The sequence below is a fragment of the Kluyvera georgiana ATCC 51603 genome (assembly GCF_001654985.1).
GTDB classification, from domain to species: Bacteria; Pseudomonadota; Gammaproteobacteria; order Enterobacterales; family Enterobacteriaceae; genus Kluyvera; species Kluyvera georgiana.
Genome location: NZ_LXEU01000024.1, coordinates 34,786 through 58,995 on the forward strand (window position 1 = coordinate 34,786; position 24,210 = coordinate 58,995).

At 55.6% G+C, this 24,210-nt stretch carries 18 protein-coding genes and 1 pseudogene; 12 read left to right on the forward strand and 7 right to left on the reverse strand.

The window, feature by feature from the left end; all coding sequences use genetic code 11:
* Positions 1–15: 15 nt before the first annotated feature.
* Together ppnN and queF are read right to left on the reverse strand one after the other, a co-directional pair.
* Positions 16–1,380 carry a nucleotide 5'-monophosphate nucleosidase PpnN gene (gene ppnN, locus M989_RS05305; protein WP_064543065.1) on the reverse strand — a complete coding sequence of 455 codons (1,365 nt, stop codon included), beginning with the start codon at positions 1,378–1,380 and terminating at the stop codon, positions 16–18.
* 117 nt (positions 1,381–1,497) lie between these two features.
* Positions 1,498–2,343: an NADPH-dependent 7-cyano-7-deazaguanine reductase QueF gene (queF, locus tag M989_RS05310; protein WP_064543067.1), complete on the reverse strand. Its 846-nt coding sequence runs from the start codon at positions 2,341–2,343 to the stop codon at positions 1,498–1,500.
* A gap of 69 nt (positions 2,344–2,412) precedes the next feature.
* Here queF and syd point away from each other — a divergent pair, with 69 nt between their 5' ends.
* The 6 genes from syd (at position 2,413) to M989_RS05340 (ending at position 7,925) form a co-directional block, all read left to right on the forward strand.
* A complete protein-coding gene (gene syd / locus M989_RS05315) occupies positions 2,413–2,958 on the forward strand; it encodes a SecY-interacting protein (RefSeq protein WP_064543069.1) in 546 nt (181 codons plus the stop codon).
* 632 nt (positions 2,959–3,590) lie between these two features.
* Positions 3,591–3,920, forward strand: coding sequence for a YqcC family protein (locus M989_RS05320; RefSeq protein ID WP_064543071.1), 330 nt, complete (start codon positions 3,591–3,593; stop codon positions 3,918–3,920).
* Positions 3,920–4,702, forward strand: coding sequence for a tRNA pseudouridine(65) synthase TruC (gene truC / locus M989_RS05325; protein ID WP_064543073.1), 783 nt, complete (start codon positions 3,920–3,922; stop codon positions 4,700–4,702). Before M989_RS05320 ends, truC begins: the two co-directional genes overlap by 1 nt.
* A gap of 15 nt (positions 4,703–4,717) precedes the next feature.
* Positions 4,718–5,161 carry a flavodoxin gene (locus tag M989_RS05330; RefSeq protein ID WP_064543075.1) on the forward strand — a complete coding sequence of 148 codons (444 nt, stop codon included), beginning with the start codon at positions 4,718–4,720 and terminating at the stop codon, positions 5,159–5,161.
* Between the two features lie 250 nt (positions 5,162–5,411).
* Positions 5,412–6,752, forward strand: coding sequence for a glucarate dehydratase (gudD, locus tag M989_RS05335; protein ID WP_064543076.1), 1,341 nt, complete (start codon positions 5,412–5,414; stop codon positions 6,750–6,752).
* Between the two features lie 33 nt (positions 6,753–6,785).
* The gene (locus tag M989_RS05340; RefSeq protein WP_064543078.1) at positions 6,786–7,925 is read left to right on the forward strand and encodes a glycerate kinase; all 1,140 of its coding nucleotides are present in this window, start codon (positions 6,786–6,788) and stop codon (positions 7,923–7,925) included.
* Between the two features lie 79 nt (positions 7,926–8,004).
* Here M989_RS05340 and barA read toward each other — a convergent pair whose 3' ends face one another.
* Entirely contained in the window at positions 8,005–10,758 is a 2,754-nt protein-coding gene (gene barA, locus M989_RS05345; protein WP_064543079.1) for a two-component sensor histidine kinase BarA, read from the reverse strand.
* A gap of 56 nt (positions 10,759–10,814) precedes the next feature.
* Between barA and rlmD the strand changes: the two genes are divergently transcribed.
* The 5 genes from rlmD to eno all read left to right on the forward strand — a co-directional run bounded on the left by rlmD (position 10,815) and on the right by eno (position 18,487).
* Complete coding sequence (gene rlmD, locus M989_RS05350; protein ID WP_064543081.1) at positions 10,815–12,113, forward strand: 23S rRNA (uracil(1939)-C(5))-methyltransferase RlmD; 1,299 nt, start codon at positions 10,815–10,817, stop codon at positions 12,111–12,113.
* Between the two features lie 50 nt (positions 12,114–12,163).
* A complete protein-coding gene (relA, locus tag M989_RS05355; protein ID WP_064543083.1) occupies positions 12,164–14,395 on the forward strand; it encodes a GTP diphosphokinase in 2,232 nt (743 codons plus the stop codon).
* A 61-nt stretch (positions 14,396–14,456) separates the two neighbouring features.
* A complete protein-coding gene (mazG, locus tag M989_RS05360; RefSeq protein WP_064543085.1) occupies positions 14,457–15,248 on the forward strand; it encodes a nucleoside triphosphate pyrophosphohydrolase in 792 nt (263 codons plus the stop codon).
* A 223-nt stretch (positions 15,249–15,471) separates the two neighbouring features.
* Positions 15,472–17,109, forward strand: a complete 1,638-nt coding sequence (gene pyrG, locus M989_RS05365; protein ID WP_064543087.1) for a glutamine hydrolyzing CTP synthase — start codon at positions 15,472–15,474, stop codon at positions 17,107–17,109.
* Positions 17,110–17,188: 79 nt separating this feature from the next.
* Positions 17,189–18,487 (forward strand): phosphopyruvate hydratase, encoded by a 1,299-nt coding sequence (gene eno / locus M989_RS05370; RefSeq protein WP_064543089.1) that lies wholly within the window; start codon positions 17,189–17,191, stop codon positions 18,485–18,487.
* A 50-nt stretch (positions 18,488–18,537) separates the two neighbouring features.
* Here the strand turns inward: eno and M989_RS05375 are convergent, their stop codons facing one another.
* Positions 18,538–19,647 carry an SDR family oxidoreductase gene (locus M989_RS05375; protein ID WP_064543091.1) on the reverse strand — a complete coding sequence of 370 codons (1,110 nt, stop codon included), beginning with the start codon at positions 19,645–19,647 and terminating at the stop codon, positions 18,538–18,540.
* A 338-nt stretch (positions 19,648–19,985) separates the two neighbouring features.
* The gene (locus M989_RS05380) at positions 19,986–21,323 is read right to left on the reverse strand and encodes a gluconate:H+ symporter (protein WP_064543093.1); all 1,338 of its coding nucleotides are present in this window, start codon (positions 21,321–21,323) and stop codon (positions 19,986–19,988) included.
* 292 nt (positions 21,324–21,615) lie between these two features.
* Between M989_RS05380 and queE the strand changes: the two genes are divergently transcribed.
* Positions 21,616–22,287, forward strand: coding sequence for a 7-carboxy-7-deazaguanine synthase QueE (gene queE, locus M989_RS05385; RefSeq protein WP_064543177.1), 672 nt, complete (start codon positions 21,616–21,618; stop codon positions 22,285–22,287).
* Positions 22,288–22,372: 85 nt separating this feature from the next.
* Here the strand turns inward: queE and agp are convergent.
* Positions 22,373–23,614, reverse strand: a pseudogene (gene agp / locus M989_RS05390) (bifunctional glucose-1-phosphatase/inositol phosphatase).
* 165 nt (positions 23,615–23,779) lie between these two features.
* Entirely contained in the window at positions 23,780–24,145 is a 366-nt protein-coding gene (gene queD, locus M989_RS05395; RefSeq protein WP_163446301.1) for a 6-carboxytetrahydropterin synthase QueD, read from the reverse strand.
* Positions 24,146–24,210 lie beyond the last annotated feature (65 nt).

Consider the following 24,210-nt stretch of genomic DNA (forward strand, 5'->3'; position numbering starts at 1 on the left):
ACGCTGCGAATAGTGTCAGGCGCAGATTTCGTAGCAGGGGATGTAGGCGGAACCTGGCAACTTCATGCGGTGCTGCGCCACGAAGCCCTGTAGCAGTTCGTCCATGCGGCGCATCATCTCTTTATCGCCGTGAATTTTGTACGGACCAAACTCTTCGATGGCGCGAATACCCACTTCCTTCACGTTACCCGCCACGATGCCTGAGAAGGCGCGGCGCAGGTCTGCGGCCAGCACTTCAACCGGTTGATCCGGATAAAGCTTGAGGTTAGCCATGTTCTCGTGCGACGGTTCAAACGGCATCTGCAGGTCCGGCGCAATGCGCATCGACCAGTTAAAGCTGTAGGCGTCGCCGGTATCGCGGCGGTTCTCTTTCACCAGCGGCATCGCTTTTTTCATCTGGCGCGCCACTTCCACTTCATCATCAATGATGATCTTATAGTGGCGACGCGCGCCTTCGCCCAGCGTATGCACCACGAACTCGTCGAGAACGCGGAAGTAGTCGGCGCTCTCTTTCGGGCCGGTGAGGATAAGCGGCAGCACCTGGTCTTTGTTCGCCGGGTTCATCAGGATACCCAGCAGATACAGCAGTTCTTCAGCCGTTCCCACGCCGCCCGGGAAAATAATGATGCCGTGAGCGATACGCACAAACGCTTCAAGGCGTTTTTCGATATCCGGCATGATGATCAGCTCGTTGACCAGTGGGTTTGGCGGCTCAGCGGCAATAATCGACGGTTCGGTCATGCCGATGAAGCGCCCTTCTTTGTAGCGCTGCTGCGCATGGCCGACCGCGGCGCCCTTCATTGGCGCTTCCATCGCGCCAGGACCGCAGCCGGTGCAGATGTTCAACTCACGCAGGCCAAGCTGGTTACCTACGCGACGGGCGTAGAGGTACTCGTTTTCGTTGATTGAGTGACCGCCCCAGCACACCACCATGCTCGGTGCTTCACCCACGTGCAGCGCGCGGGCGTTGCGCAGAATGGAGAACACCAGGTTAGTGATGTGGGTGGAGCTTTCCAGATCGAGATTCGGGAAACGTACGGTGTTATGAATCTGCCCGTAAACGAACAGAATATCGCGCAGTACGGCGAACAGGTTGGCCTGGAGTGAGCGGATAATGCGCCCGTCGACGAACGCCTCTTCCGGCGGATTAATCAGCTCAAGCTTAACGCCGCGTTCGCGACGCAGCACGTTAATATCGAAGCTTTCGAAACGGGACAGCAGCTCTTTACTGTTATCGGTCAGGCTGCCTGAGTTCAGTACGGCCAATGAGCAGTTGCGGAACAATTGATACAGGTCGGTGCTGGCCGTGCGTTTAAGCATGTCGACTTCCAGCTGCGACAACATATCCATTGAGCCAAGCGGGCTAATATGTGTAATCAAGTGGACTCCTTAACGGGACGAAAATCGTCTTCCTTAGTGATTACAATAGCCTCGCTGGCTTGTTTACTACAACCTCAGTCGCGGAACAATGTGCGCATTATTGAGAAATTGTTCAGCTTACTGACGCACCAGGCGGCCAATTGCCGGGACAAATTCACCGTTTGCTCGCCACGGGTTGATATCCAGCCCGCCGCGGCGGGTGTATCGCGCGTAAACGCTCAGGCTCTCCGGCGCGCAGAAGCGCAGAATATCGTTGAAGATACGCTCGACGCACTGCTCGTGGAACTCGTTGTGATGGCGGAAAGAGACCAGATAGCGCAGCAGCTTTTCCCTGTCGATCTGCGGGCCACGGTACTGAATTTGTACAGACCCCCAGTCCGGCTGGTGGGTGATCAGGCAGTTTGATTTCAGCAGGTGGCTGACCAGCGTTTCCTGCACGACCTTCTGGCCGGCTGCGCCGTCGAGGTAGTCGGCGTTGAACTGGTAGTTATCAATCTCGATATCCTGGTCATCAATACAGCTGCCGTGGAAATGGGCAATCGGCTGGCCTTCTATTTCATCGAGGCGATACAGGGCCACCGTCACGTTGCCCTGGGCGCAGGCGCTCAGGTCGCGTTGCAGCGTCTCCTGCACGGCTTGCCAACTGGCAAAACGCGTCTGATTGAAGCTGTTGAGATAGAGCTTAAAGCTTTTTGACTCCACCAGGTTCACCGTTGCGTGGCTTAGCTCAACGTGGCCGACCGCGACCTGCGGCAGACCTTTGGCGTTGAGCCAGGAAAGCTCGTACAGCGTCCAGATATCCGCGCCGTGGAAAGGCAGGGAATCGGCATGCAGCCCGAGCGGATCGCGGTTCAGGCTGCGCGGAACGCCCTGTAGCAGGCTGGCGTCGTAGGTATCGCGGTAATCTGTGGTTTTACCGAGCGTCAGGCCGGCAAGCGCCTGATGGTTATCATAAGAAGACATGTTTCACCGTTATAAAGCAGGTACACTATGGCTTCTAGTGTATCCTGGCTAACCTGAAGAGAGAAATTCGTGGATCAGCAGACTGCAGACGCATTACACGCCTTTACCCAACGCTATTGCGATGCCTGGCAACGCACCTACAACAGCCTGCCGCGCAGCGAAGAGCTTTACGGCATTCCATCGCCATGTCAGGTATCGACGAGCGGCGACGCGGTCTTCTGGCAGCCGCAGGATTTTGACGGTGAACCGAATGTAAATGGCGTTGAACGGGCGATGGATATTGTGGTACAACAACCCATTCACACCTATTATACCACTCAGTATGCGGGTGATATGCAGGCGCTTTTCATGGGGGAAGCCCTGACGCTGCTGCAGGTGTGGAGCCCCGATGACTTCCGTCGCGTGCAGGAAAACCTGATTGGCCACCTGGTCACGCAGAAGCGCCTGAAGTTGTCGCCGACGCTGTTTATTGCCACGCTGGACAGCGAACTTGACGTGATTTCCGTCTGCAACGTGACCGGTGAAGTGGTCAAAGAGACGCTCGGAACGCGCAATCGCCTGCCTCTGGCCTCCTCCCTTGCGAGTTTCCTGACTCAACTTGAGCCTATTCTGTAAGACAGTTTGCCCATCCCTTTGTGAGAGATCTCTTACACGCACTGTGAGAGATCGCCAGATTATAAGTAAGACACTTATCCCTATGTTTTAGTAATTTCTTTTTATATCAATAAGATGATTGTTCTATAGCGTGATTTTCTTGCGCGTAAGCCTTAAGGGATTGCCTGAGGGGCGCTTGTAAGACGACGCGAAATAGCGGATTCTATCTACGTCGACAGGGAGTCGCACAATGAAGTGAACATCAGGATGATGACGCTTCATAGGACACACCGGGAAGGTGATTCAAGGAAAGGCTTCAGGATGAAGCAAAAGGATAGCGCAGGAACGCGTTAAAGGACACCTCCAGGACGGAGAACGAGAGCCAGACAGGATATCTGGTGGATCAGGAAGATCGGGACACACTCAAGGATTGGGTGAAATCACATCGGGGTGGTGTGATGCAGGATGCAACCGTTTAGGGACGAACTGGTCAGGAGACCACAGGAAAAGTTGTCACGGACGAGCAGGGAGCACTAAAAGTAGCTGGATTGCTGCGAAACGAACCGGGGGCACTGTTTTTACAGTGCCCCCTTTTTTTGTTTCCCGCCAACTAGTGGTATCCTGCGCGCGATTTTCATTCCTCAGAGGTTTCCATGACACGCCACGACAGCCTACGCGACCAATTACTGCTTATTGAAACGCTGCTGCGTCAGCATCAGCACTGGCAGGAGACGGCGCCACACGAAAGCGCCTTTGCCAGCGACCAGCCGTTCTGCATGGATACCCTGGAGCCGCTGGAGTGGCTGCAGTGGGTGCTGATCCCGCGCATGCATCAACTGCTGGATAGCGAAATGCCGCTGCCGAAAGATTTTGCCATCGCGCCGTATTACGAAATGGCGCTCGACGCCGCGCATCCGCTGCGCGCGATTATCCTGCCGCCGCTTGAGCAGCTGGATGCCTTCTTTACGAGCGATCCCCACTGATGCTGGAAATTATCTACCAGGACGAGTGGTTGGTGGCGGTGAACAAACCGTCAGGCTGGCTGGTGCACCGCAGCTGGCTCGATCGCGATGAAAAAGTGGTGGTGATGCAGACGGTACGTGACCAGATTGGTCAGCACGTCTTTACCGCCCATCGCCTCGACCGTCCGACCTCCGGCGTGCTGCTGATGGGGCTGTCCAGCGAAGCCGGGCGTCTGTTGGCGCAGCAGTTCGAACAGCACCTGATTCAAAAGCGCTACCACGCCATCGTGCGCGGCTGGCTGACCGATGAAGCGGTGCTGGACTACCCGTTGGTGGAAGAGCTGGATAAAATCGCCGATAAGTTTGCCCGTGAGAATAAGGATCCGCAGCCGGCGGTCACTCACTACCGGGGCATGGCGACGGTGGAAATGCCGGTCGCGACGGGCCGCTACCCGACCACGCGCTACGGCCTGGTGGCGCTGGACCCACAAACCGGCCGCAAACACCAGCTTCGCCGCCATCTGGCACATCTGCGTCATCCGATTATTGGCGACAGCAAGCATGGCGACCTGCGTCAGAACCGCAGCGCCGCGGAGCATTTTGGCTGCAACCGCCTGATGCTGCACGCCAGCGAACTCTCGATGACCCATCCGTTTACCGGCGAACCGCTGACGATTCGCGCCGGGCTGGATGACGTCTGGATGCAGGCTTTATCACATTTCGGCTGGCGCGGGCTTCTCCCTGAGAATGAAAGGGTTGAGTTTGTCGCCGACTGCGGTCAGGATGAAGCTATCCAGAAGTAAACAGGGAGTTAAATCATGGCTGAAGTAGGGATTTTTGTCGGCACTATGTACGGTAATTCGCTGTTGGTGGCGGAAGAAGCGCAAACCATTCTTGGCGGTCTCGGGCATCAGGCGAAAGTCTTTGAAGACCCGACGGTGACGGATTGGGAAAGCTACACCGGAAAATACGCGCTGGTGGTGACCTCCACCACCGGTCAGGGCGACCTGCCGGATAGCATCGTGCCGCTGTTTAACGATCTCCAGGATATGTACCAGCCGCATCTGCGCTACGGTATTATCGCGCTGGGCGACAGCACCTACGCGAACTTTTGCGGCGGCGGCAAGCGCTTTGATGCGCTGTTGCAAGAGCAGGGCGCTCAGCGCATTGGCGACATGCTGATGATTGATGCGTCAGAAGACCCGGAGCCGGAGAGCGTCTCCAATCCATGGGTCGAGCAGTGGGCAACGCTGCTTAAATAAGCATGGTTTATCGTCTTTCCGGTGCGACGTCGTCGTACCGGCTGCTATTTGTTCATTTATCACATCGTTAAATAATATTCACCGGCAATATTGTGCATTTGCACGATGAGCTGCCGCGTGGCTGTTCCTATACTGCTGTTAGCCATAATAATAACGATTGCCAGATTTCTCGCTCCTGACGCGTCGGGCTGGGCATGTTAATACCCGTGCTCTGTTTTCGTCCGTCGACCCAGTAGACAAGGATTTAACCATGACGATTCACACTTCCACGCCCGTTGTCACATCCATGCAGGTGATTCCCGTTGCCGGACGCGACAGTATGCTGATGAACCTGAGCGGAGCGCATGCGCCGTTCTTTACGCGTAATATTGTGATTATTCAGGATAACGCGGGGCATACGGGCGTGGGGGAAATCCCCGGCGGCGAGAAGATTCGCGCCACGCTGGAAGAGTCGATCCCGCTGGTAGTGGGGAAAACGCTCGGTGAATACAAAAACGTTCTGAACCGCGTTCGTGCCGCTTTTGCCGACCGCGATGCCAGCGGTCGCGGCCTGCAAACCTTCGACTTACGCACCACGATTCATGTTGTGACCGCCATTGAATCGGCCATGCTTGACCTGCTGGGCCAGCATTTGGGCGTTAACGTGGCCTCGCTGCTTGGCGACGGGCAACAGCGTAGCGAAGTCGAAATGCTTGGCTACCTGTTCTTCATCGGCAACCGCAAGGCGACGCCTCTGCCGTATCAGAGCCAGCCGGATGAGCAGTGCGATTGGTACCGACTGCGCCACGACGAGGCGATGACGCCGGATGCCGTTGTACGCCTGGCAGAGGCCGCCTATGAAAAATACGGCTTTAACGACTTCAAACTGAAGGGCGGCGTGCTGGCGGGGGAAGAAGAGGCCGAGTCCATCGTGGCGCTGGCAAAACGCTTCCCACAGGCCCGGGTGACGCTGGATCCGAACGGCGCATGGTCGCTCGATGAAGCAATTAAGATTGGCAAGTACCTGAAAGGGACGCTGGCCTATGCCGAAGATCCGTGCGGCGCCGAGCAGGGCTTCTCTGGCCGTGAAGTGATGGCGGAATTCCGCCGTGCGACCGGTCTGCCGACCGCGACCAACATGATTGCCACCGACTGGCGGCAGATGGGGCATACGCTGGCGCTGCAATCGGTCGATATCCCGCTGGCGGATCCGCACTTCTGGACCATGCAAGGTTCGGTGCGCGTCGCGCAGCTGTGCCATGAGTTTGGTCTGACCTGGGGATCGCACTCCAATAATCACTTCGATATTTCGCTGGCAATGTTCACCCACGTCGCCGCCGCTGCGCCGGGTAAGATTACCGCCATTGATACCCACTGGATCTGGCAGGAAGGTAATCAGCGCCTGACTAAAGCGCCGTTTGAAATTAAAAACGGTAAGGTGCAAGTACCGAATAAACCGGGGCTGGGCGTTGAGCTGGATATGGATCAGGTGATGCAGGCCAACGCGCTGTATCAACAATACGGCCTGGGGGCGCGCGACGATGCCGTGGGAATGCAGTACCTGATCCCAAACTGGACATTTGATAACAAACGCCCCTGTATGGTGCGCTAAGCTTACTGCCGCCACTTCGCACAAGGACAGCTTATGAAGATTGTAATTGCCCCGGACTCATACAAGGAAAGCCTGAGCGCCCTCGAGGTCGCCAGTGCGATTGAAGCGGGATTTCGCGAGATCTACCCGGACGCCGAGTACATCAAATTGCCGGTTGCCGACGGCGGCGAAGGGACCGTTGAGGCTATGGTGGCGGCAACGCAGGGGCGGGTGATACAGGTTGAGGTGACCGGACCATTGGGTGAAGTGGTGCCGGGTTTCTTCGGTGTCTCCGGCGACGAGCGCTGTGCCTTTATCGAAATGGCGGCGGCTAGCGGGCTTGAGCTTTTACCTCCCGACGCGCGTAACCCGCTGAAAACAACCTCATGGGGCACCGGAGAGCTGATTCGCCATGCGCTGGATCTTGGCGTGACGCGGATGATTATCGGCATTGGCGGTAGCGCCACTAACGACGGCGGCGCAGGTATGGTGCAGGCGCTTGGCGCGCAGCTGCTGACCGCTGACGGTCAGCCGATTGCGCCCGGCGGTGCGGGACTGTCGACGCTGGCAAAGATTGACATCAGCGGCCTGGATCCGCGCCTGGCGCAATGCCGGATTGATGTTGCCTGTGATGTGACGAATCCGCTGGTCGGTGATGACGGAGCGTCGGCGGTATTTGGGCCGCAGAAAGGCGCAACGCCGGAGATGGTTGCGCTGCTCGACCGCGCGCTGGCGCACTATGCCGGGCAAATTGCGCAAGAATTAGATCTTGATGTGCTGACGCTGGAAGGCGGCGGTGCGGCAGGAGGAATGGGAGCGGCGCTGTACGCGTTTTGCGGCGCACACCTGAGACCGGGTATTGATATCGTGACCGACGCGCTACATCTGGATGCGCTGGTTGCCGATGCGGATCTGGTGATTACCGGGGAAGGGCGTATCGATAGCCAGACGATCCACGGCAAGGTACCGGTAGGGGTGGCGCGGGTTGCCAAACGCTATCAGATACCGGTGATTGGGATTGCCGGCAGCCTGACGGCGGATGTGGGCGTTGTGCACCAGCACGGACTGGATGCGGTGTTCAGCGTGCTGCATCGGATCTGTTCGCTCGACGAGGCGCTGGCAGAAGCCGGGACGAACGTACGAATGGCCGCGCGCAATATCGCTGCGGCGATAAAAGTGGGGCAGTCGCTGTAGGCCGGATAAGGCAACGCCGCCATCCGGCAATCACACTCAAGCCGGATGGCGCTTCGCTTCTCCGGTCTACAGGTTTGTGCTAGCCCAGTATTTTCTTCGTTTCCCGCGTCACATTATCCATTTCATCCAGCAGTTCCAGCAGCTCCGGTTCTAGCTCTTCCGCCGGGGTGCCGCTACGCAGCTGGCTTTCAATCAGCTGGCACAGATGTTTAAGACGCGGTACGCCGCTGTAGCCGCAGCTGCCGTGCAGTTTGTGAATGGCGTCGACCAGATTCTCAGGCTCTTCGCCGACCAGCTGCTCCTCCACCTTATTGCGTACTTCCGGCAGGAAGGCGATCAGCATTTGTAGCATCTCCCGCGCCAGGTCCGGCTTATAGGCGGCCTGACGTAGCGCTAACTGCCAGTCCAGCGTGGTGTTCAGATCGATCGGCGGTTCCACCGGCGCGGGCTGGACGGGACGCGGCGGCGTAATGACGCCAGGCTTATAGCGCAGCAGCAGGTCGTGCAGACGGTTCTCTTCAATGGGCTTCGCCAGATAGTCGTTCATCCCGGCGGTCAACAGCTTCTCTTTCTGCCCGGCAAGGGCGTGGGCGGTGACCGCAATCACCGGCGTTTGCTGCTGATGCGGAAGCTGACGAATCAGCTCACAGGCGCGAATGCCGTCAATGTCCGGCATCTGGATATCCATCAGAATCAGGTCGAATTTCATCTGTTTAGCGCACTCAATCGCCTGCTGTCCGCTTTCGCACAGCTCAACGTGCTGCACCTGATCGTCCAACAGCGCGCCAATCAGTTTCAGGTTCGCCGGGTTATCGTCCACCGCCATCACCGTCATCGGCAGGCGATGCTCGGTCACCGGGACGGCCACCTGTGTGGGCGTACTGCGGCTGAATTCCTGCAGCACCGGCAGCAGACGGGTGACGGTCAACGGTTTCAGCAGGCAGGCAGCCGCGCCGTTTTGTTTCAGCGACTCGGCGTCAACCTGGGCGTGACACGGCAGCGCCAGCACCAGATGGTCGGTCATGCCGAGCGCGGTACTCAGCTTATCGCGGTGAATGCTGAGGTCGCGCACCGAAACCGGTACGGCAACCAGCAGAATGTCGTAGAACTCGGTGGGCAGCGCGGCAATACTCACCGCATAGACGACCTCGAGCGGCGTTGTCGCCAGCATATCCAGCGTCGCCTGCGCGGCGGCGGCATTGGCCTCCACGTAGGCGATACGCTTGCCTTGCAGGCTGCTGGTATCCGGCCCTTCAGAAATGACGTTCGGATTGAGATCGAGGTTGATATTGAACCAGAACGTTGAACCACGGTTGGGCTGGCTGTGGAAGGAGATATCGCCGCCCATCTCGCGCACCAGTTTTTGCGTGATCACCAGCCCCAGCCCGGTGCCGCCGTGGCGTCGGGAGATGCTGGCATCGGCCTGGCGGAAGGCCTGGAACAAACGGGACTGATCGCGCTCCGGAATACCGATGCCGGTATCGCGGATCTGGACTTCAATTTGTACCTTGTTATTGCTGACGGCGCGCTGTTCTACCAGCACGTCAATGTTGCCGTTTTCGGTGAACTTGATGGCGTTGCCGACCAGATTGGTAATGACCTGCTGCAGACGCAGCGGGTCGCCGATGACGTTGTCCGGCACGTCATTTTTAATGTTCAGCGTCAGCTCAAGCCCTTTATCGTGCGCCGAATGCGCCAGCAGCGTGACGACTTCATCCAGCGAACTGCGTAACGGGAACGGAATGCTCTCCAGCAACAGTTTGCCCGCTTCCAGCTTGGAGAAGTCGAGCACATCGTTGATGATCGCCAGCAGGTTGTTGGCGGACCGCTCGATGGTATTGAGGTGGTCGCGCTGGGTCGGATTGAGCTCGGTTTTCAACGTCAGGCGGGTAAAGCCAATCACGCCGTTGAGCGGCGTACGCAGCTCGTGCGACATGTTGGCGAGGAACTCTGACTTGATGCGCGCCGCTTCCTGGGCGCGCTTCTTGGCGAGATCCAGTTCAACGTTTTGGATCTCCATCTGTTCAAGCGTCTCACGCAGGTCCGAAGTGGCCTGGTCGACGTTATGTTGCATCTCCTCGTGATAGGCGGCCAGCGACATGGCCATCGAGTTGATGCCGTTTTTCAGCATATCCAGCTCGCCGAGCATAAATCCCTCAACGCGGCTGTCGAGCTGGCCGCGGCGGATCCGGTCAACGGTGTTCACCATGTTGCGAATTGGCCCGGTGACATCCTGCATTAACCGCCAGCCGAAGATCAGCGCAATGCCGATGCAGAACAGCATCATCACGCTGGAGATAAAGATCTCTTTATACTGCTGAAGCCTGACCGACTTGAGATCCAGCTCCAGCGCTACGTAGCCGAGCATATTGACCGGCGTTTTGGCGTCCGACTGCGGTGATTCATCCGGCGAGTAGTGCTCGGAGATAATCGGCGTGCGTAGGATCATGATATCGCCGTGGCGCGTCACGCTCAGCCTTCGCGGGAAGGGCATGCCGCGCGGCAGCTGTAGCTCGCCAGGATCCAGTTGATAGTTTGAGGTGACGAACAGCTTGTTGTGTTCGTCATAGACGGAGATCGCCCGTACGATATCGGAGTGGCGACGGTGCAGCACGCTTATCAACTGGCCGATCGACTCACGGTTTTGCAAATTCATACCGTATTCGCTGGAGACGGCAAGCGGCTCGATAATGCTGGCGCCGGCGTCTTCCAGTTGACGCTGCAGGTCGTTATAGCGGTGGACGACGAAGAAGATGCTGAGCAGCAAACCGATTAATACGGTCGGCGCCAGGATCAAAATCATCATTCTTGCACGCAGGCTGTAGTTGGTCATGGAGGTCCGTTGTGGGAGAATCAGTGCAATATATTTGATTGAGAAAAATCTCTACGATGGCGCAATTCTACTCTGCAAAACGGCGCGTGACGACGCGCCAGATCATAACCGTGACAGTCAGCAGTCTTGATCCCTTCGGGCAAGGTGTGGCGCGCCACAACGGTAAAGCATTATTCATCAATGGGTTATTGCCAGAAGAGCGTGCGGAAATTACCCTGACGGAAGACAAAAAACAGTACGCGCGCGGGCAGGTGAAGCGCCGTCTGAGCGACAGCCCGGAGCGCGTTGAACCCCGTTGCCCGCACTTTGGCATTTGCGGCGGCTGCCAGCAGCAGCACGCGTCGGTTGCACTACAACAGCGCAGCAAACGTGCGGCGCTAAATCGTTTAATGAATCACGAGGTCGAGGAGGTCATCGCCGGGGAAGCCTGGGGATACCGCCGCCGCGCGCGCTTAAGCTTGAATTATCAGCCTAAAACCCAACGCTTGCAGATGGGTTTTCGCAAGGCCAACTCGAACGATATCATCGATGTGGTGCAATGCCCCGTTTTGGTGCCCAGTCTTGAGGCGTTGCTGCCCGCAGTGCGTGAGTGCCTGAGCAGCCTGAAAGGCCAGCGTCACTTGGGGCACGTTGAGCTGGTCAGCGCCGATAACGGGCCGCTGATGGTGCTACGCCACACGGCGGCGCTTAATGGCGAAGACAAAGAAAAACTGGAACGCTTTTCGCATTCTTCCGGCGTGGCGCTGTATCTGGCGCCGGAAAGCGAGGTACTTGAACGCGTTACCGGTGATGCTCCCTGGTATTCCTCAGACGGGCTACGCTTAACCTTCAGCCCGCGCGATTTTATTCAGGTTAACGACGGCGTGAATCAGCAGATGGTGGCGACGGCGCTGGCATGGCTGGACGTGCAGCCTACCGACCGGGTGCTGGATCTGTTCTGCGGGATGGGCAACTTTACGTTGCCGCTGGCCAAACGCGCGGCCAGCGTGGTCGGCGTCGAGGGCGTGCCCGCGCTGGTGGCGAAAGGGCGCGAGAATGCCGAACTCAACCACCTGCAAAATGTCACCTTCTTTCACGAGAATCTGGAAGATGATGTAACACTTCAGGCGTGGGCGAAACACGGTTTTGACAAAGTTTTACTCGATCCTGCTCGTGCTGGCGCACCGGGCGTGATGCAGCATGTTATAAAATTAGCGCCGACGCGGGTGGTGTATGTTTCCTGCAATCCGGCGACGCTGGCGCGCGATAGCGAGGCGTTGCTGAATGCGGGTTACCAAATTCAGCGTCTGGCAATGCTGGATATGTTCCCGCACACTGGGCACCAGGAATCTATGGTGCTGTTTGAGCGTAGGTAATAACGGTGGCTTGTCGACTTCGACAGGCCGGTCCCTGAAAGGAGAGGACAATGGTTGCGGTAAGAAGTGCACATCTCAATAAAGCTGGTGAATTTGACCCACAGAAATGGATCGCAAGTCTGGGAATTTCCAGCCAGCAGTCGTGTGAACGCTTAGCCGAGACCTGGGATTATTGTCGCCGCCAGACCGTGGGGCGTGATGACGCCGAGCTGATGCTGTGGCGCGGGGTTGAGATGGTTGAAATCCTCTCAACGCTGAGTATGGATAACGACACGCTACGCGCGGCGCTGCTGTTCCCGTTAGTCGATGCTAACGTGGTCAGTGAAGAGGTGCTCAGCGAGAGCGCCGGGCAGTCGGTGGTGACGCTGATTCACGGCGTGCGCGATATGGCGGCCATCCGCCAACTGAAGGCCACCCATACTGACGCGGTTTCCTCCGAACAGGTCGACAACGTCCGTCGCATGCTGCTGGCGATGGTCGACGATTTCCGCTGCGTGGTCATCAAGCTCGCCGAGCGTATTGCGCATCTGCGTGAGGTGAAGGATGCGCCGGAAGATGAGCGCGTGCTGGCGGCGAAAGAGTGTACCAACATCTACGCGCCGCTCGCGAACCGTCTCGGTATCGGCCAGCTCAAATGGGAGCTGGAAGATTACTGCTTCCGCTACCTGCACCCGGCGGAATACAAACGTATTGCCAAACTGCTGCACGAGCGTCGTATTGACCGTGAGCATTACATCAATGACTTCGTCGGCCACCTGCGCAGTGAAATGAAAACCGAAGGGGTCAAAGCCGAGGTTTACGGTCGTCCGAAGCATATCTACAGCATCTGGCGCAAAATGCAGAAAAAACACCTCGCGTTCGACGAACTGTTTGACGTGCGCGCGGTGCGTATCGTCGCCGAGCGCCTGCAGGATTGCTACGCCGCGCTGGGGATAGTGCACACTCACTACCGCCACCTGCCGGATGAGTTCGATGACTACGTCGCCAACCCGAAACCGAACGGCTATCAGTCCATCCACACCGTGGTGCTGGGGCCTGGCGGCAAAACGGTTGAGATCCAGATTCGTACTAAACAGATGCACGAAGATGCCGAGCTGGGCGTCGCCGCGCACTGGAAGTACAAAGAAGGCACCGCCAGTGGCCAGCGCTCCGGTCACGAAGATCGTATCGCCTGGCTGCGTAAGCTGATTGCCTGGCAGGAAGAGATGGCCGACTCGGGCGAAATGCTCGACGAAGTGCGCAGCCAGGTCTTTGATGACCGCGTCTACGTGTTTACGCCGAAAGGCGACGTGGTGGATCTGCCGGCAGGCTCCACGCCGTTGGACTTTGCCTACCACATTCACAGCGATGTTGGACACCGCTGCATCGGCGCGAAGATCGGCGGGCGCATCGTGCCGTTCACCTATCAACTGCAGATGGGCGACCAGATTGAAATCATCACCCAGAAGCAGCCGAACCCAAGCCGCGACTGGCTGAACCCGAATCTGGGCTATGTGACAACCAGCCGCGGGCGTTCGAAAATCCACGCCTGGTTCCGTAAACAGGATAAAGACAAGAACGTGCTGGCCGGGCGGCAGATCCTCGACGACGAGCTGGAGCATTTGGGCATCAGCCTCAAGGAAGCCGAAAAGCACCTGCTGCCGCGCTACAACTTTAACGACGTGGAAGAGCTGCTGGCGGCGATCGGCGGCGGCGATATTCGCCTCAACCAGATGGTCAACTTCCTGCAGGCGCAGTTCAATAAACCGAGCGCCGCTGAACAGGATGCCGCCGCGCTTAAACAACTACAGCAGAAATCTTACACGCCGCAAAACCGCAGCAAAGACAACGGCCGCGTGGTGGTTGAAGGTGTTGGCAACCTGATGCACCACATTGCCCGTTGCTGCCAGCCGATTCCTGGCGATGAAATTGTCGGCTTCATTACCCAGGGGCGCGGCATTTCGGTGCACCGTGCGGACTGTGAACAGTTGGCGGAACTGCAATCGCACGCGCCGGAACGTATTGTCGATGCGGTGTGGGGCGAGAGCTACTCGGCGGGCTATTCGCTGGTGGTGCGCGTGCAGGCTAACGACCGCAGCGGCCTGCTGCGCGATATCACCACCATTCTCGCCAACGAGAAGGTCAACGTACTGGGCGTGGCCAGCCGCAGCGATACCAAGCAGCAGATGGCGACCATCGACATGACCATTGAAATCTACAACCTGCAGGTGCTGGGCCGCGTGCTTGGCAAGCTGAACCAGGTGCCGGACGTGATCGACGCGCGTCGACTGCACGGCGGTTAACTTCCCTTTTACCCTCTCCCTGTTGGGGGAGGGTAACGCTCTATTTTTGCAAGGAAACACCATGACTCAAATCGACCGACTGCTCGGCATTATGCAGCGCCTGCGCGACCCGGAAAACGGCTGCCCGTGGGATAAAGAGCAGACGTTCAGCTCCATCGCCCCCTACACGCTGGAAGAAACCTACGAAGTACTCGATGCCATCGCTCGCGAAGATTTTGACGACCTGCGCGGTGAACTTGGCGACCTGCTGTTCCAGGTGGTGTTCTACGCCCAGATGGCTCAGGAAGAAGGGCGCTTTGATTTCAACGACATTTGCGCCGCCATCAGCGACAAGCTGGAACGTCGCCACCCGCACATCTTCGGCGATGCAAATGCCAGCAACAGTCAGGAAGTGCTGGCCCGCTGGGAGCAGATCAAAACCGCCGAACGCGCGGAAAAAGCGCAGCACTCCGCGCTGGATGACATTCCGCGCGCTTTCCCGGCGCTGATGCGGGCGCACAAAATCCAGAAACGCTGTTCGGCGGTAGGTTTTGACTGGACGACGCTGGGTCCGGTTCTGGACAAAGTGTACGAAGAAATTGATGAAGTCATGGACGAAGCCAGGCAGGCGGTCGTCGATGAAGCTAGACTGGAAGAGGAAATGGGCGATCTGCTGTTTGCCACCGTCAATCTTTCACGTCATTTAGGTGTCAAAGCCGAGACCGCGCTGCAAAAAGCGAATGAAAAATTTGAGCGCCGTTTCCGCGAAGTTGAGCGAATTGTGGCTGAACGAGGCCTGGAAATGACCGGCGTAGACCTCAATGTGATGGAAGAAGTTTGGCAACAGGTAAAACAGCAGGAACATGATCTCTAAAGAATTTTTGCGGGAAAGGGCGAAAAGTGCGAAATCTTAAATGACAAGCGCTTGATTTGCGTCAAAAACATTTACCCAAAAGGGGCTATTTTCTCACTCCCCATGTTTGTTTCTGCGGCGATTGAGGAGCGAGAATGAAAGTTTGTGGCGCTCGCCATGTTCGGGTATACTACTTTCCCGTCTTGGTTATTCCATCGTTTCACCCTAACTTCTCAGGTTCAGCATGACAACGAACTATATTTTTGTGACCGGCGGGGTCGTATCCTCTCTGGGTAAAGGCATTGCCGCAGCCTCCCTGGCAGCCATTCTTGAAGCCCGTGGCCTTAACGTCACCATGATGAAACTGGATCCGTATATCAACGTCGATCCTGGTACCATGAGCCCGATCCAACACGGGGAAGTGTTCGTTACCGAAGACGGCGCTGAAACCGACCTGGACCTGGGCCACTACGAGCGTTTCATCCGCACCAAAATGACTCGCCGTAACAACTTCACGACTGGCCGTATTTACTCAGACGTCCTGCGCAAAGAGCGCCGTGGCGACTATCTGGGCGCGACCGTACAGGTTATCCCGCATATCACTAACGCGATCAAAGAGCGCGTGCTTGCCGGTGGCGAAGGTCACGATGTGGTGCTGGTTGAAATCGGCGGCACCGTCGGCGATATCGAATCTCTGCCGTTCCTGGAAGCGATTCGTCAATTAGCGGTGGATATCGGTCGTGAGAACGCGCTGTTTATGCACCTGACGCTGGTGCCTTATATGGCGGCTGCCGGTGAAGTGAAAACCAAACCGACTCAGCACTCCGTTAAAGAACTGCTGTCCATCGGTATCCAGCCAGATATCCTGGTCTGCCGCTCCGATCGCGCGATTCCGGCAAATGAACGTGCAAAAATTGCATTGTTCTGTAATGTGCCAGAAAAAGCCGTTATTTCGATGAAAGATGTCGATTCCATTTATAAAATTCCAGGCCTGTTGAAATCTCAGGGGCTGGACGATTATATTTGTAAACGATTCAGCTTGAACTGCCCGGAAGCGAATCTGTCCGAATGGGAACAGGTTATCTACGAAGAAGCGAACCCGGCAGGCGAAGTAACCATTGGTATGGTCGGCAAGTACATTGAACTGCCGGACGCCTACAAATCGGTTATTGAAGCGCTGAAACACGGTGGCCTGAAAAACCGCGTCAGCGTCAACATCAAGCTGATTGATTCGCAGGATGTTGAAACGCGCGGCGTCGAAATTCTGAAAGATTTAGATGCTATCCTGATCCCTGGCGGCTTCGGCTACCGTGGTGTTGAAGGTAAGATCGCTACCGCACGCTACGCGCGTGAAAACAATATTCCTTATCTGGGCATCTGCCTGGGTATGCAGGTTGCGCTGATCGAATTCGCGCGCAACGTTGCGGGGATGGACAACGCCAACTCTACGGAATTTGTGCCAGACTGTAAGTACCCGGTTGTGGCGCTCATTACTGAATGGCGTGATGAAGAAGGCAATGTCGAAGTTCGTACTGAAAAGAGCGACCTCGGCGGCACCATGCGCCTTGGCGCGCAGCAGTGCCAGCTTAGCGATGACAGCCTGGTTCGTCAGATGTACGGCGCGCCAACAATCGTTGAACGTCACCGTCACCGCTATGAAGTCAACAACATGTTGTTGAAACAGATTGAAGCTGCAGGTCTGCGCGTTGCGGGCCGTTCCGGTGATGATCAGTTGGTCGAGATCATCGAAGTTCCGAATCACCCGTGGTTCGTTGCTTGTCAGTTCCATCCGGAGTTTACTTCTACGCCGCGTGATGGGCACCCGCTGTTTGCTGGCTTTGTGAAAGCCGCTGGCGAGTACCAGAAGCGTCAAGCGAAGTAAAAAAAGTTAGAACGGCAGCGCCCCACGAGGGGCGTTGTTTGTCTGGAGTTTTAGTTTAACTTGTACTGAGGAAAACCTAATGTCCAAAATCGTTAAAATCATCGGTCGTGAAATCATCGACTCCCGTGGTAACCCGACTGTTGAAGCTGAAGTACACCTGGAAGGTGGTTTCGTCGGTATGGCAGCTGCCCCGTCAGGTGCTTCTACTGGTTCCCGCGAAGCGCTGGAACTGCGCGATGGCGACAAATCCCGTTTCATGGGTAAAGGCGTACTGAAAGCTGTTGCCGCTGTTAACGGCCCGATTGCTCAGGCTCTGCTGGGTAAAGATGCTAAAGATCAGGCTGGCATCGACAAGATCATGATCGATCTGGACGGTACTGAGAACAAATCCAACTTCGGCGCGAACGCAATCCTGGCTGTTTCCCTGGCGAACGCCAAAGCAGCAGCTGCCGCTAAAGGCCTGCCGCTGTACGCTCACATCGCTGAACTGAACGGCACTCCGGGCAAATACTCCATGCCGGTTCCGATGATGAACATCATCAACGGCGGTGAGCACGCTGACAACAACGTCGACATTCAGGAATTCATGATTCAGCCAGTTGGCGCGAAATCCCTGAAAGAAGCCGTACGTATGGGTTCTGAAGTGTTCCACAACCTGGCTAAAGTTCTGAAAGCTAAAGGTATGAACACTGCAGTTGGTGACGAAGGCGGCTACGCGCCGAACCTGGGTTCCAACGCTGAAGCACTGGCTGTTATCGCTGAAGCTGTTAAAGCTGCTGGCTACGAGCTGGGCACCGACATCACTCTGGCGATGGACTGTGCAGCTTCTGAATTCTACAAAGACGGTAAATACGTTCTGGCTGGCGAAGGCAACAAAGCGTTCACCTCTGAAGAATTCACTCACTTCCTGGAAGAACTGACCAAACAGTACCCGATCGTGTCCATCGAAGATGGTCTGGACGAGTCTGACTGGACTGGTTTCGCATACCAGACTAAAGTTCTGGGCGACAAAATCCAGCTGGTTGGTGACGATCTGTTCGTAACCAACACCAAGATCCTGAAAGAAGGTATCGAGAAAGGCATCGTTAACTCCATCCTGATCAAATTCAACCAGATCGGTTCCCTGACCGAAACTCTGGCTGCGATCAAAATGGCGAAAGACGCTGGTTACACCGCTGTCATCTCTCACCGTTCTGGCGAAACTGAAGACGCTACCATCGCTGACCTGGCTGTTGGTACCGCTGCAGGCCAGATCAAAACCGGTTCTATGAGCCGTTCTGACCGTGTTGCTAAGTACAACCAGCTGATTCGTATCGAAGAAGCGCTGGGTGCACAGGCTCCGTACAACGGTCGTAAAGAGATCAAAGGTCAGGCGTAATCCTGTCTTTATCTGATATAGAAATGCCAGCCTTCGGGCTGGCATTTTTTTTACTTAAAATCGACCGCCATCTGCTGTGGAATCGAGAGTCCACGCGTGGTTTGTACGCAGCGATCGATATAGTCGGTAAAGCGCGGTGGTTTTGGCATGCCGATACTGAGCAACTTATCGTTGCTAAAGCGCACGTTCAGCGTGGCGAAAGCGCCATACAGCCGCATCGCTTTCAACATTAGCCGCTCGTTACACGGGCCGAAAATACCTTTCAGTTCACGCCGCATTTTCACCAGCGTTTCATAGCTCACCTGCGCATAGCGGTCGCCAACCGGTGCCTGCTCCAGGGCTTTCGCCATCGCATAATCAATATCGGCAAAGCGAACGCTATTCTCTTCTCCCGCGGAGATATGTATCACTTCCCCTTGGACCAGCGGCGCATCCAACAGCAGAAGCAGCGCGTTGGCACAGTAATCGACCGGCACCACATCAATTCTGTCCTCCATCGAACACAGGAATTTTTGCAGCATCAGCCCCATGCTGAAGACCCAGAAAATGCTGCTGGATGGCTGGCAGCCGTGGCGAGTATGGCCCACAACGATTGAGGGGCGGGCGACGATCAGGGGTAGCCTTGGAAGCTGCTGTTGCATCAGCTGTTCAATGGTCGATTTGGAATGCGTGTACTCTACCAGGTGTTCGGCTCGCTCGCGGAACTCTGCGCTTTCAGCGACCAGAGAGTCCGGCTCTGGCGAGCAGGACATTGCCGTACCGACGTGCAGAAAGCGCTGTAAGCCTTCCACCTTTGCCATACGGCGAGCAAACTGTAGCGTACCTTCTACGTTCACCTTCCAGATCAGCGGGTTGCTGCCAAAGGAAGCCACAGCGGCGCAGTTCAGCACGTGGGTTACCTCGTCCAGGCGCGCATCACCGAGAAAACTCTCCGGATAGGCTAAGTCACCCAGCAGGATATTGTGTGGGGCAATCTTCGTCAGCTTCTCTTCGTCGATATTGAATTTACGTAAGTTCTCCTTAACCCTTGCGACAGCGGCTTCACCGTTATCTGCACGGACTAACAGCAGTAAATTAACGTCGCTGTGGGTATTGAGAATGGCTTCCAGCGCCGCGCCGCCCAGAAAACCGGTAACGCCCGTGATTAATAATGTATTCATGAATACTGTCTCGTCATAGTTGATTTGCGGATTCTAGGATCGGAAAAGTAAACGGCACTTAAATAAAGAAGGGGGTAATAAAGGGAGAGCTTAAGCTTATTTTAAGCTTACTTACTGGCGCGGATTAAATTTGACATCATGATATTTAAAAAGATTCAATAAATTTTATTCTTAAACTTAATGCATTGTTTATTATGGATTATATAAAATTAATGGTTGTGTCTTAACTGTAAGAAAAAACATTTTTTGTTACATCATAAATGACTTTTTAAAAGAAGAAAAACAATCCGCAGTGGGCCGCGCTACGGATTGTTTATAAAATGGATTTTTAAAAATATTTAGATAATCAAATCGAGTAATAATACAATTAACAGACCGACAACGGAGTTAGTTAATTCTAAAAGTCCCCAGGTTTTGAAGGTGTCTTTAATCGACAGGCCAAAATACTCTTTGAATAACCAGAACGCGGCATCATTGACGTGGGTCAGCGTGTTGCTTCCCGATGCGGTAGCTAGCACCATTAGCGCTGGATCAACATTAAAGGTGGTAATCATTGGCCCCACAATCCCCGCCGCGGTAATCGCAGAGACGGTACCTGCACCGGTAGCCAGTCGCAGCAGCACGGTGATAAACCACGCCATAATCAACGGCGAGACGGAAGAGGTACGCATCATATCGGCGATGTAATCACCCACGCCGGTATCCATAATAATCTGCTTAAAGGCACCCCCTGCACCGATGATAAAGACGACCAGCGCCACTTTCTCAATGGCGGTGGAGTAAGAGCTCATCACCTCGGTCATCGATTTACCGCGCGCGGTACCGAATGCATACAGCGCGACCAGCACGGCAATCAGCATGCTGACCTGCGCGCTACCGATAAAGTTAAGAAACGAGATGACGGTAGCTCCAGCCGGGATAAACAGCTTAATCACGGTCACGCCGGTAATGATAATCGCCGGAATCAACGGCACCAGTAGGCTGGTGGCGAACGACGGCATTTCGTCATCGCGAAAAACCTTCTGTGATTCCAGCAGCTGTGGAATTGGGCGCTCCAGATTGCCCAGCAGTTTTGGCAGTAGAATGCCCGAGCAGATAACCGTTGGAATGGCGACGATAACGCCGTAGATATAGACCATCCCCATATCGGCGTGGAAAGCGGCAACCAGCGCCGTTGGGCCTGGCTGCGGCGGGAACAGGCTATGCGCGGTTGTTGCGGCGGCCACCATCGTGATGCCGAGCTTCAGGAACGGAATTTTGGCTTCGCGAGCAATACTGATCACCAGCGGCGCGAGGATCAGGAAAGCAACTTCGTAAAACATCGCCAGGCCGAATATCAGGCCAATGACCATGATTGCCCACTGTACTTTTTTCGGCCCGAAGCTTTGCAGCAAAGTCGAGGAAACACGCTGGGCCGCGCCGGAATCGACCATCAGCTTGCCGAGGATCGCACCGAACAGAATGATTAACGCCAGATGCCCCAGCGTGCTGCCAACGCCCGCCTCGATCGATTTCCCGATAGCCTCCAGCGGCAATCCTTCACACACGCCAACAAAAATCGCCGCCAGCAGCAGTGCGAGCATCCCGTTGATCTTAAATTTCATATTGAGAATAAGTAGCAGTACAACGCCCAGGGCGACCCAGATCACCGGCAGGGCTTCAGCAAACGCGTTCATCCTTTTTCCTTGTCAAAATTTATAATTGGTATGATATGTAGCCGGTTTTGGATATTACTCACGAAAATATGTCATACCAATTTGAATCACGCAGCAACATGTTAAACAGTGAAAGAGGGTGAATAAAGATGTAATGAAAATGTTAATTTTCATCAAAAGGATTGGATGCATCACAGAAAACCCCCGCTAAGTGCGTCGGCAAAAAAGCAACGTGCGGTTGCGCAAGAAGTGCGAGGGATCGCTGGCGCGAAATATGCAATAATGACGGTTTACCACTACTGAAGAGCCGATGATGCAGTACCCGATTAACGAGATGTTTCAAACCCTGCAGGGTGAAGGTTATTTTACTGGCGTCCCCGCCATCTTTATTCGTTTACAGGGATGCCCGGTAGGCTGCGCCTGGTGTGACACCAAACATACCTGGGATAAGCTCGAGGATCGGGAAGTTTCTCTGTTCAGTATCCTGGCGAAAACCAAAGAGAGCGATAAATGGGGGGCGGCAAGCAGTGACGATCTGCTGGCGATTATTGGCCGTCAGGGCTGGACCGCGCGTCACGTGGTGATTACCGGCGGCGAGCCGTGCATCCACGACTTAACTGCGCTTACCGCGCTGCTTGAGCAGAACGGCTTTAGCTGCCAGATTGAAACCAGCGGTACCCATGAAGTGCGCTGCACGCCTAACACCTGGGTGACCGTGTCGCCGAAGGTGAACATGCGCGGCGGCTACGACGTGCTGTCGCAGGCGCTGGAACGCGCCGATGAAATCAAGCATCCGGTAGGCCGCGTGCGCGATATTGAAGCGCTGGATGAGCTGCTGGAGACGCTGAGTGATGACAAACAGCGTATTATTGCGCTGCAGCCGATCAGTCAGAAAGATGATGCAACTCGTCTGTGTATTGAAACCTGCATTGCGCGCAACTGGCGCCTGTCGATGCAGACGCACAAGTATCTGAATATTGCCTGATGATATTTGTTGCCCGGACGAGGCGCACCGCGTCTCGTCCGGAAACATCCCGGCGTCGCTTTGCTTAGCCGGGGTACGTTAAGCGTTATTTCGCCGCGTCGTTCATCACTTTCGAGAAGGTGTCCATCGGACAGAAACCGTTGGCATCCACCGGGCAACCTTTCAACGACAGCGTGACGCGCTGCGGCGGCGTTTTCAGCGTCAGTACATCGGCGTTACGCAGCTGGTCGGCACTCTGATAAACATACTCAATCTTCATCAAATCCCGATTTGCTTGCGTATCATGCCAGCGCTGGAACACAATTTTCCCGCCGATTGGCGTGCGTTCGTACTGACCCGGCAACGTGTAGGCGTTGAAATCCAGCGCCGTCAGCAGCGAGGCAATGTTCGAGTCATGACCCACCAGCACGGTGATTTTCGGCGTTTTCGCCGCCTCGGTTACCAGCGCATTATCGATATATTTCACCAGCGGTTTTGCGACGTTGCGCGCGACTTCTGGTGAGGTGAACAGACTATCCTGATAGCCGTTTTTAAGTTTTGACAGTAGACGCCATTGCCGATCGGTCTTAATTTCCCCCCAGGCCACCTGGTCAAGCGGGAACCCTTCGTAATATTGCAGCGTGAACGCATCGACCAGCGAGTTACCGATTGCCAGCGGCCCCTTAACGCCGGGCTCTTTCTGATAGTTGGCGCTAAAGCTGTCTTTCGCATCGCTCAGCGAACACTGTTGCTTCTCTTTGCAGGAAGGAGAATCCTGATAACGGGCAATCTGCGCCAGCAGCTTATAGCTCTCGTCGAGCTGTTGAGCCTGCCGCGCTTTCTCCATCGCCTGTACCGCCTTCTCGCGGAATGGGGCAGAGTCGTCGGTGATCACCGGGTTAAAGGTTGGGTCCATGGTGCCCATTTTTTCCTGGTGGTGGACGACAACGTCGCAGCCGGGGAAGGCACCGTTAATAAAGAACTGGGCGGTGGCAACGGTGCGTTGCAGGCTGTTGGCATAGGCGTATACCGTGTCCGGCGCCGGGCATTCCCCGCTGGTGACCATTCCCTACTGCGCCAGCCATTCACGCATATAGTGGCCCATATAGACTTCGAGCACGCCGCCTTTGGTGGTGAGCTGACCGCCGGGAACGTCCCATTCCGGCCAGGCGTTTGGCGTCGACTGTTCGAGCACGCTACCGTTAGTCGCCAACGGCGCGCGCAGGTTGTGACGGCTCATCACCAGCACCTGCTGAAGTTGATAGCCTTCGGGTGGGGTTTGCGCCTGGCTCAGTCCTGAGAACAATAACAGTGCCGGCATTGCTACGGCGAGAAGCGTTTTTTTCATCCCTTATTCCTCACAATGTATTAACCAACCCAAAGAGTGTGACAGAACTTCGTCATATTTCCTGGGTAGATGCCGCATTCTGAAAGATTAGGGAAATTAATGTGATAGGAAACTACGGAAGGGAAGCGGGGAAGACGCAAACCGACTCCCCGCTTGCCGACTGACTTATTCGCCGCGGTAGACGCAGCCTGCGGTGCAGGTTTCTTTCACCATTACCGCGCTCAGCAGCGGCACAACCGGTTTAACCTGTTCCCAGATCCAGCGGGACAGCACTTCGCTGGTTGGGTTTTCCAGACCCGGAATATCGTTCAGATAGTAGTGATCCAGACGATCGTAGGTTGGTTTGAACGCCGCTTTCAGTTCGGCAAAATCCATGATCCAACCGGTATGGGGATCGACTTCACCGGTAATCTCAAGACGCACCATAAACGAGTGGCCGTGCAGGCGACCGCACTTATGCCCTTCCGGCACATGTGGCAGATGATGGGCGGCTTCGAAGGTGAAATCTTTAAACAGTGTGGTGGACATCATGAACTCTCAGTCTTGCGGAAAAAAACGCCGCATAGTACCCGAATGCACATTTTTCTGCATTAACT

Coding starts and splice junctions, on each gene's coding strand:
- queF (WP_064543067.1), bottom strand. CDS start 2,343: ATGTCTTCTTATGATAACCATCAGGCGCTTGCCGGCCTGACGCTCGGT.
- M989_RS05320 (WP_064543071.1), top strand. CDS start 3,591: ATGACACGCCACGACAGCCTACGCGACCAATTACTGCTTATTGAAACG.
- truC (WP_064543073.1), top strand. CDS start 3,920: ATGCTGGAAATTATCTACCAGGACGAGTGGTTGGTGGCGGTGAACAAA.
- M989_RS05330 (WP_064543075.1), top strand. CDS start 4,718: ATGGCTGAAGTAGGGATTTTTGTCGGCACTATGTACGGTAATTCGCTG.
- gudD (WP_064543076.1), top strand. CDS start 5,412: ATGACGATTCACACTTCCACGCCCGTTGTCACATCCATGCAGGTGATT.
- M989_RS05340 (WP_064543078.1), top strand. CDS start 6,786: ATGAAGATTGTAATTGCCCCGGACTCATACAAGGAAAGCCTGAGCGCC.
- barA (WP_064543079.1), bottom strand. CDS start 10,758: ATGACCAACTACAGCCTGCGTGCAAGAATGATGATTTTGATCCTGGCG.
- rlmD (WP_064543081.1), top strand. CDS start 10,815: ATGGCGCAATTCTACTCTGCAAAACGGCGCGTGACGACGCGCCAGATC.
- relA (WP_064543083.1), top strand. CDS start 12,164: ATGGTTGCGGTAAGAAGTGCACATCTCAATAAAGCTGGTGAATTTGAC.
- mazG (WP_064543085.1), top strand. CDS start 14,457: ATGACTCAAATCGACCGACTGCTCGGCATTATGCAGCGCCTGCGCGAC.
- pyrG (WP_064543087.1), top strand. CDS start 15,472: ATGACAACGAACTATATTTTTGTGACCGGCGGGGTCGTATCCTCTCTG.
- eno (WP_064543089.1), top strand. CDS start 17,189: ATGTCCAAAATCGTTAAAATCATCGGTCGTGAAATCATCGACTCCCGT.
- M989_RS05375 (WP_064543091.1), bottom strand. CDS start 19,647: ATGAATACATTATTAATCACGGGCGTTACCGGTTTTCTGGGCGGCGCG.
- M989_RS05380 (WP_064543093.1), bottom strand. CDS start 21,323: ATGAACGCGTTTGCTGAAGCCCTGCCGGTGATCTGGGTCGCCCTGGGC.
- queE (WP_064543177.1), top strand. CDS start 21,616: ATGCAGTACCCGATTAACGAGATGTTTCAAACCCTGCAGGGTGAAGGT.
- queD (WP_163446301.1), bottom strand. CDS start 24,145: ATGATGTCCACCACACTGTTTAAAGATTTCACCTTCGAAGCCGCCCAT.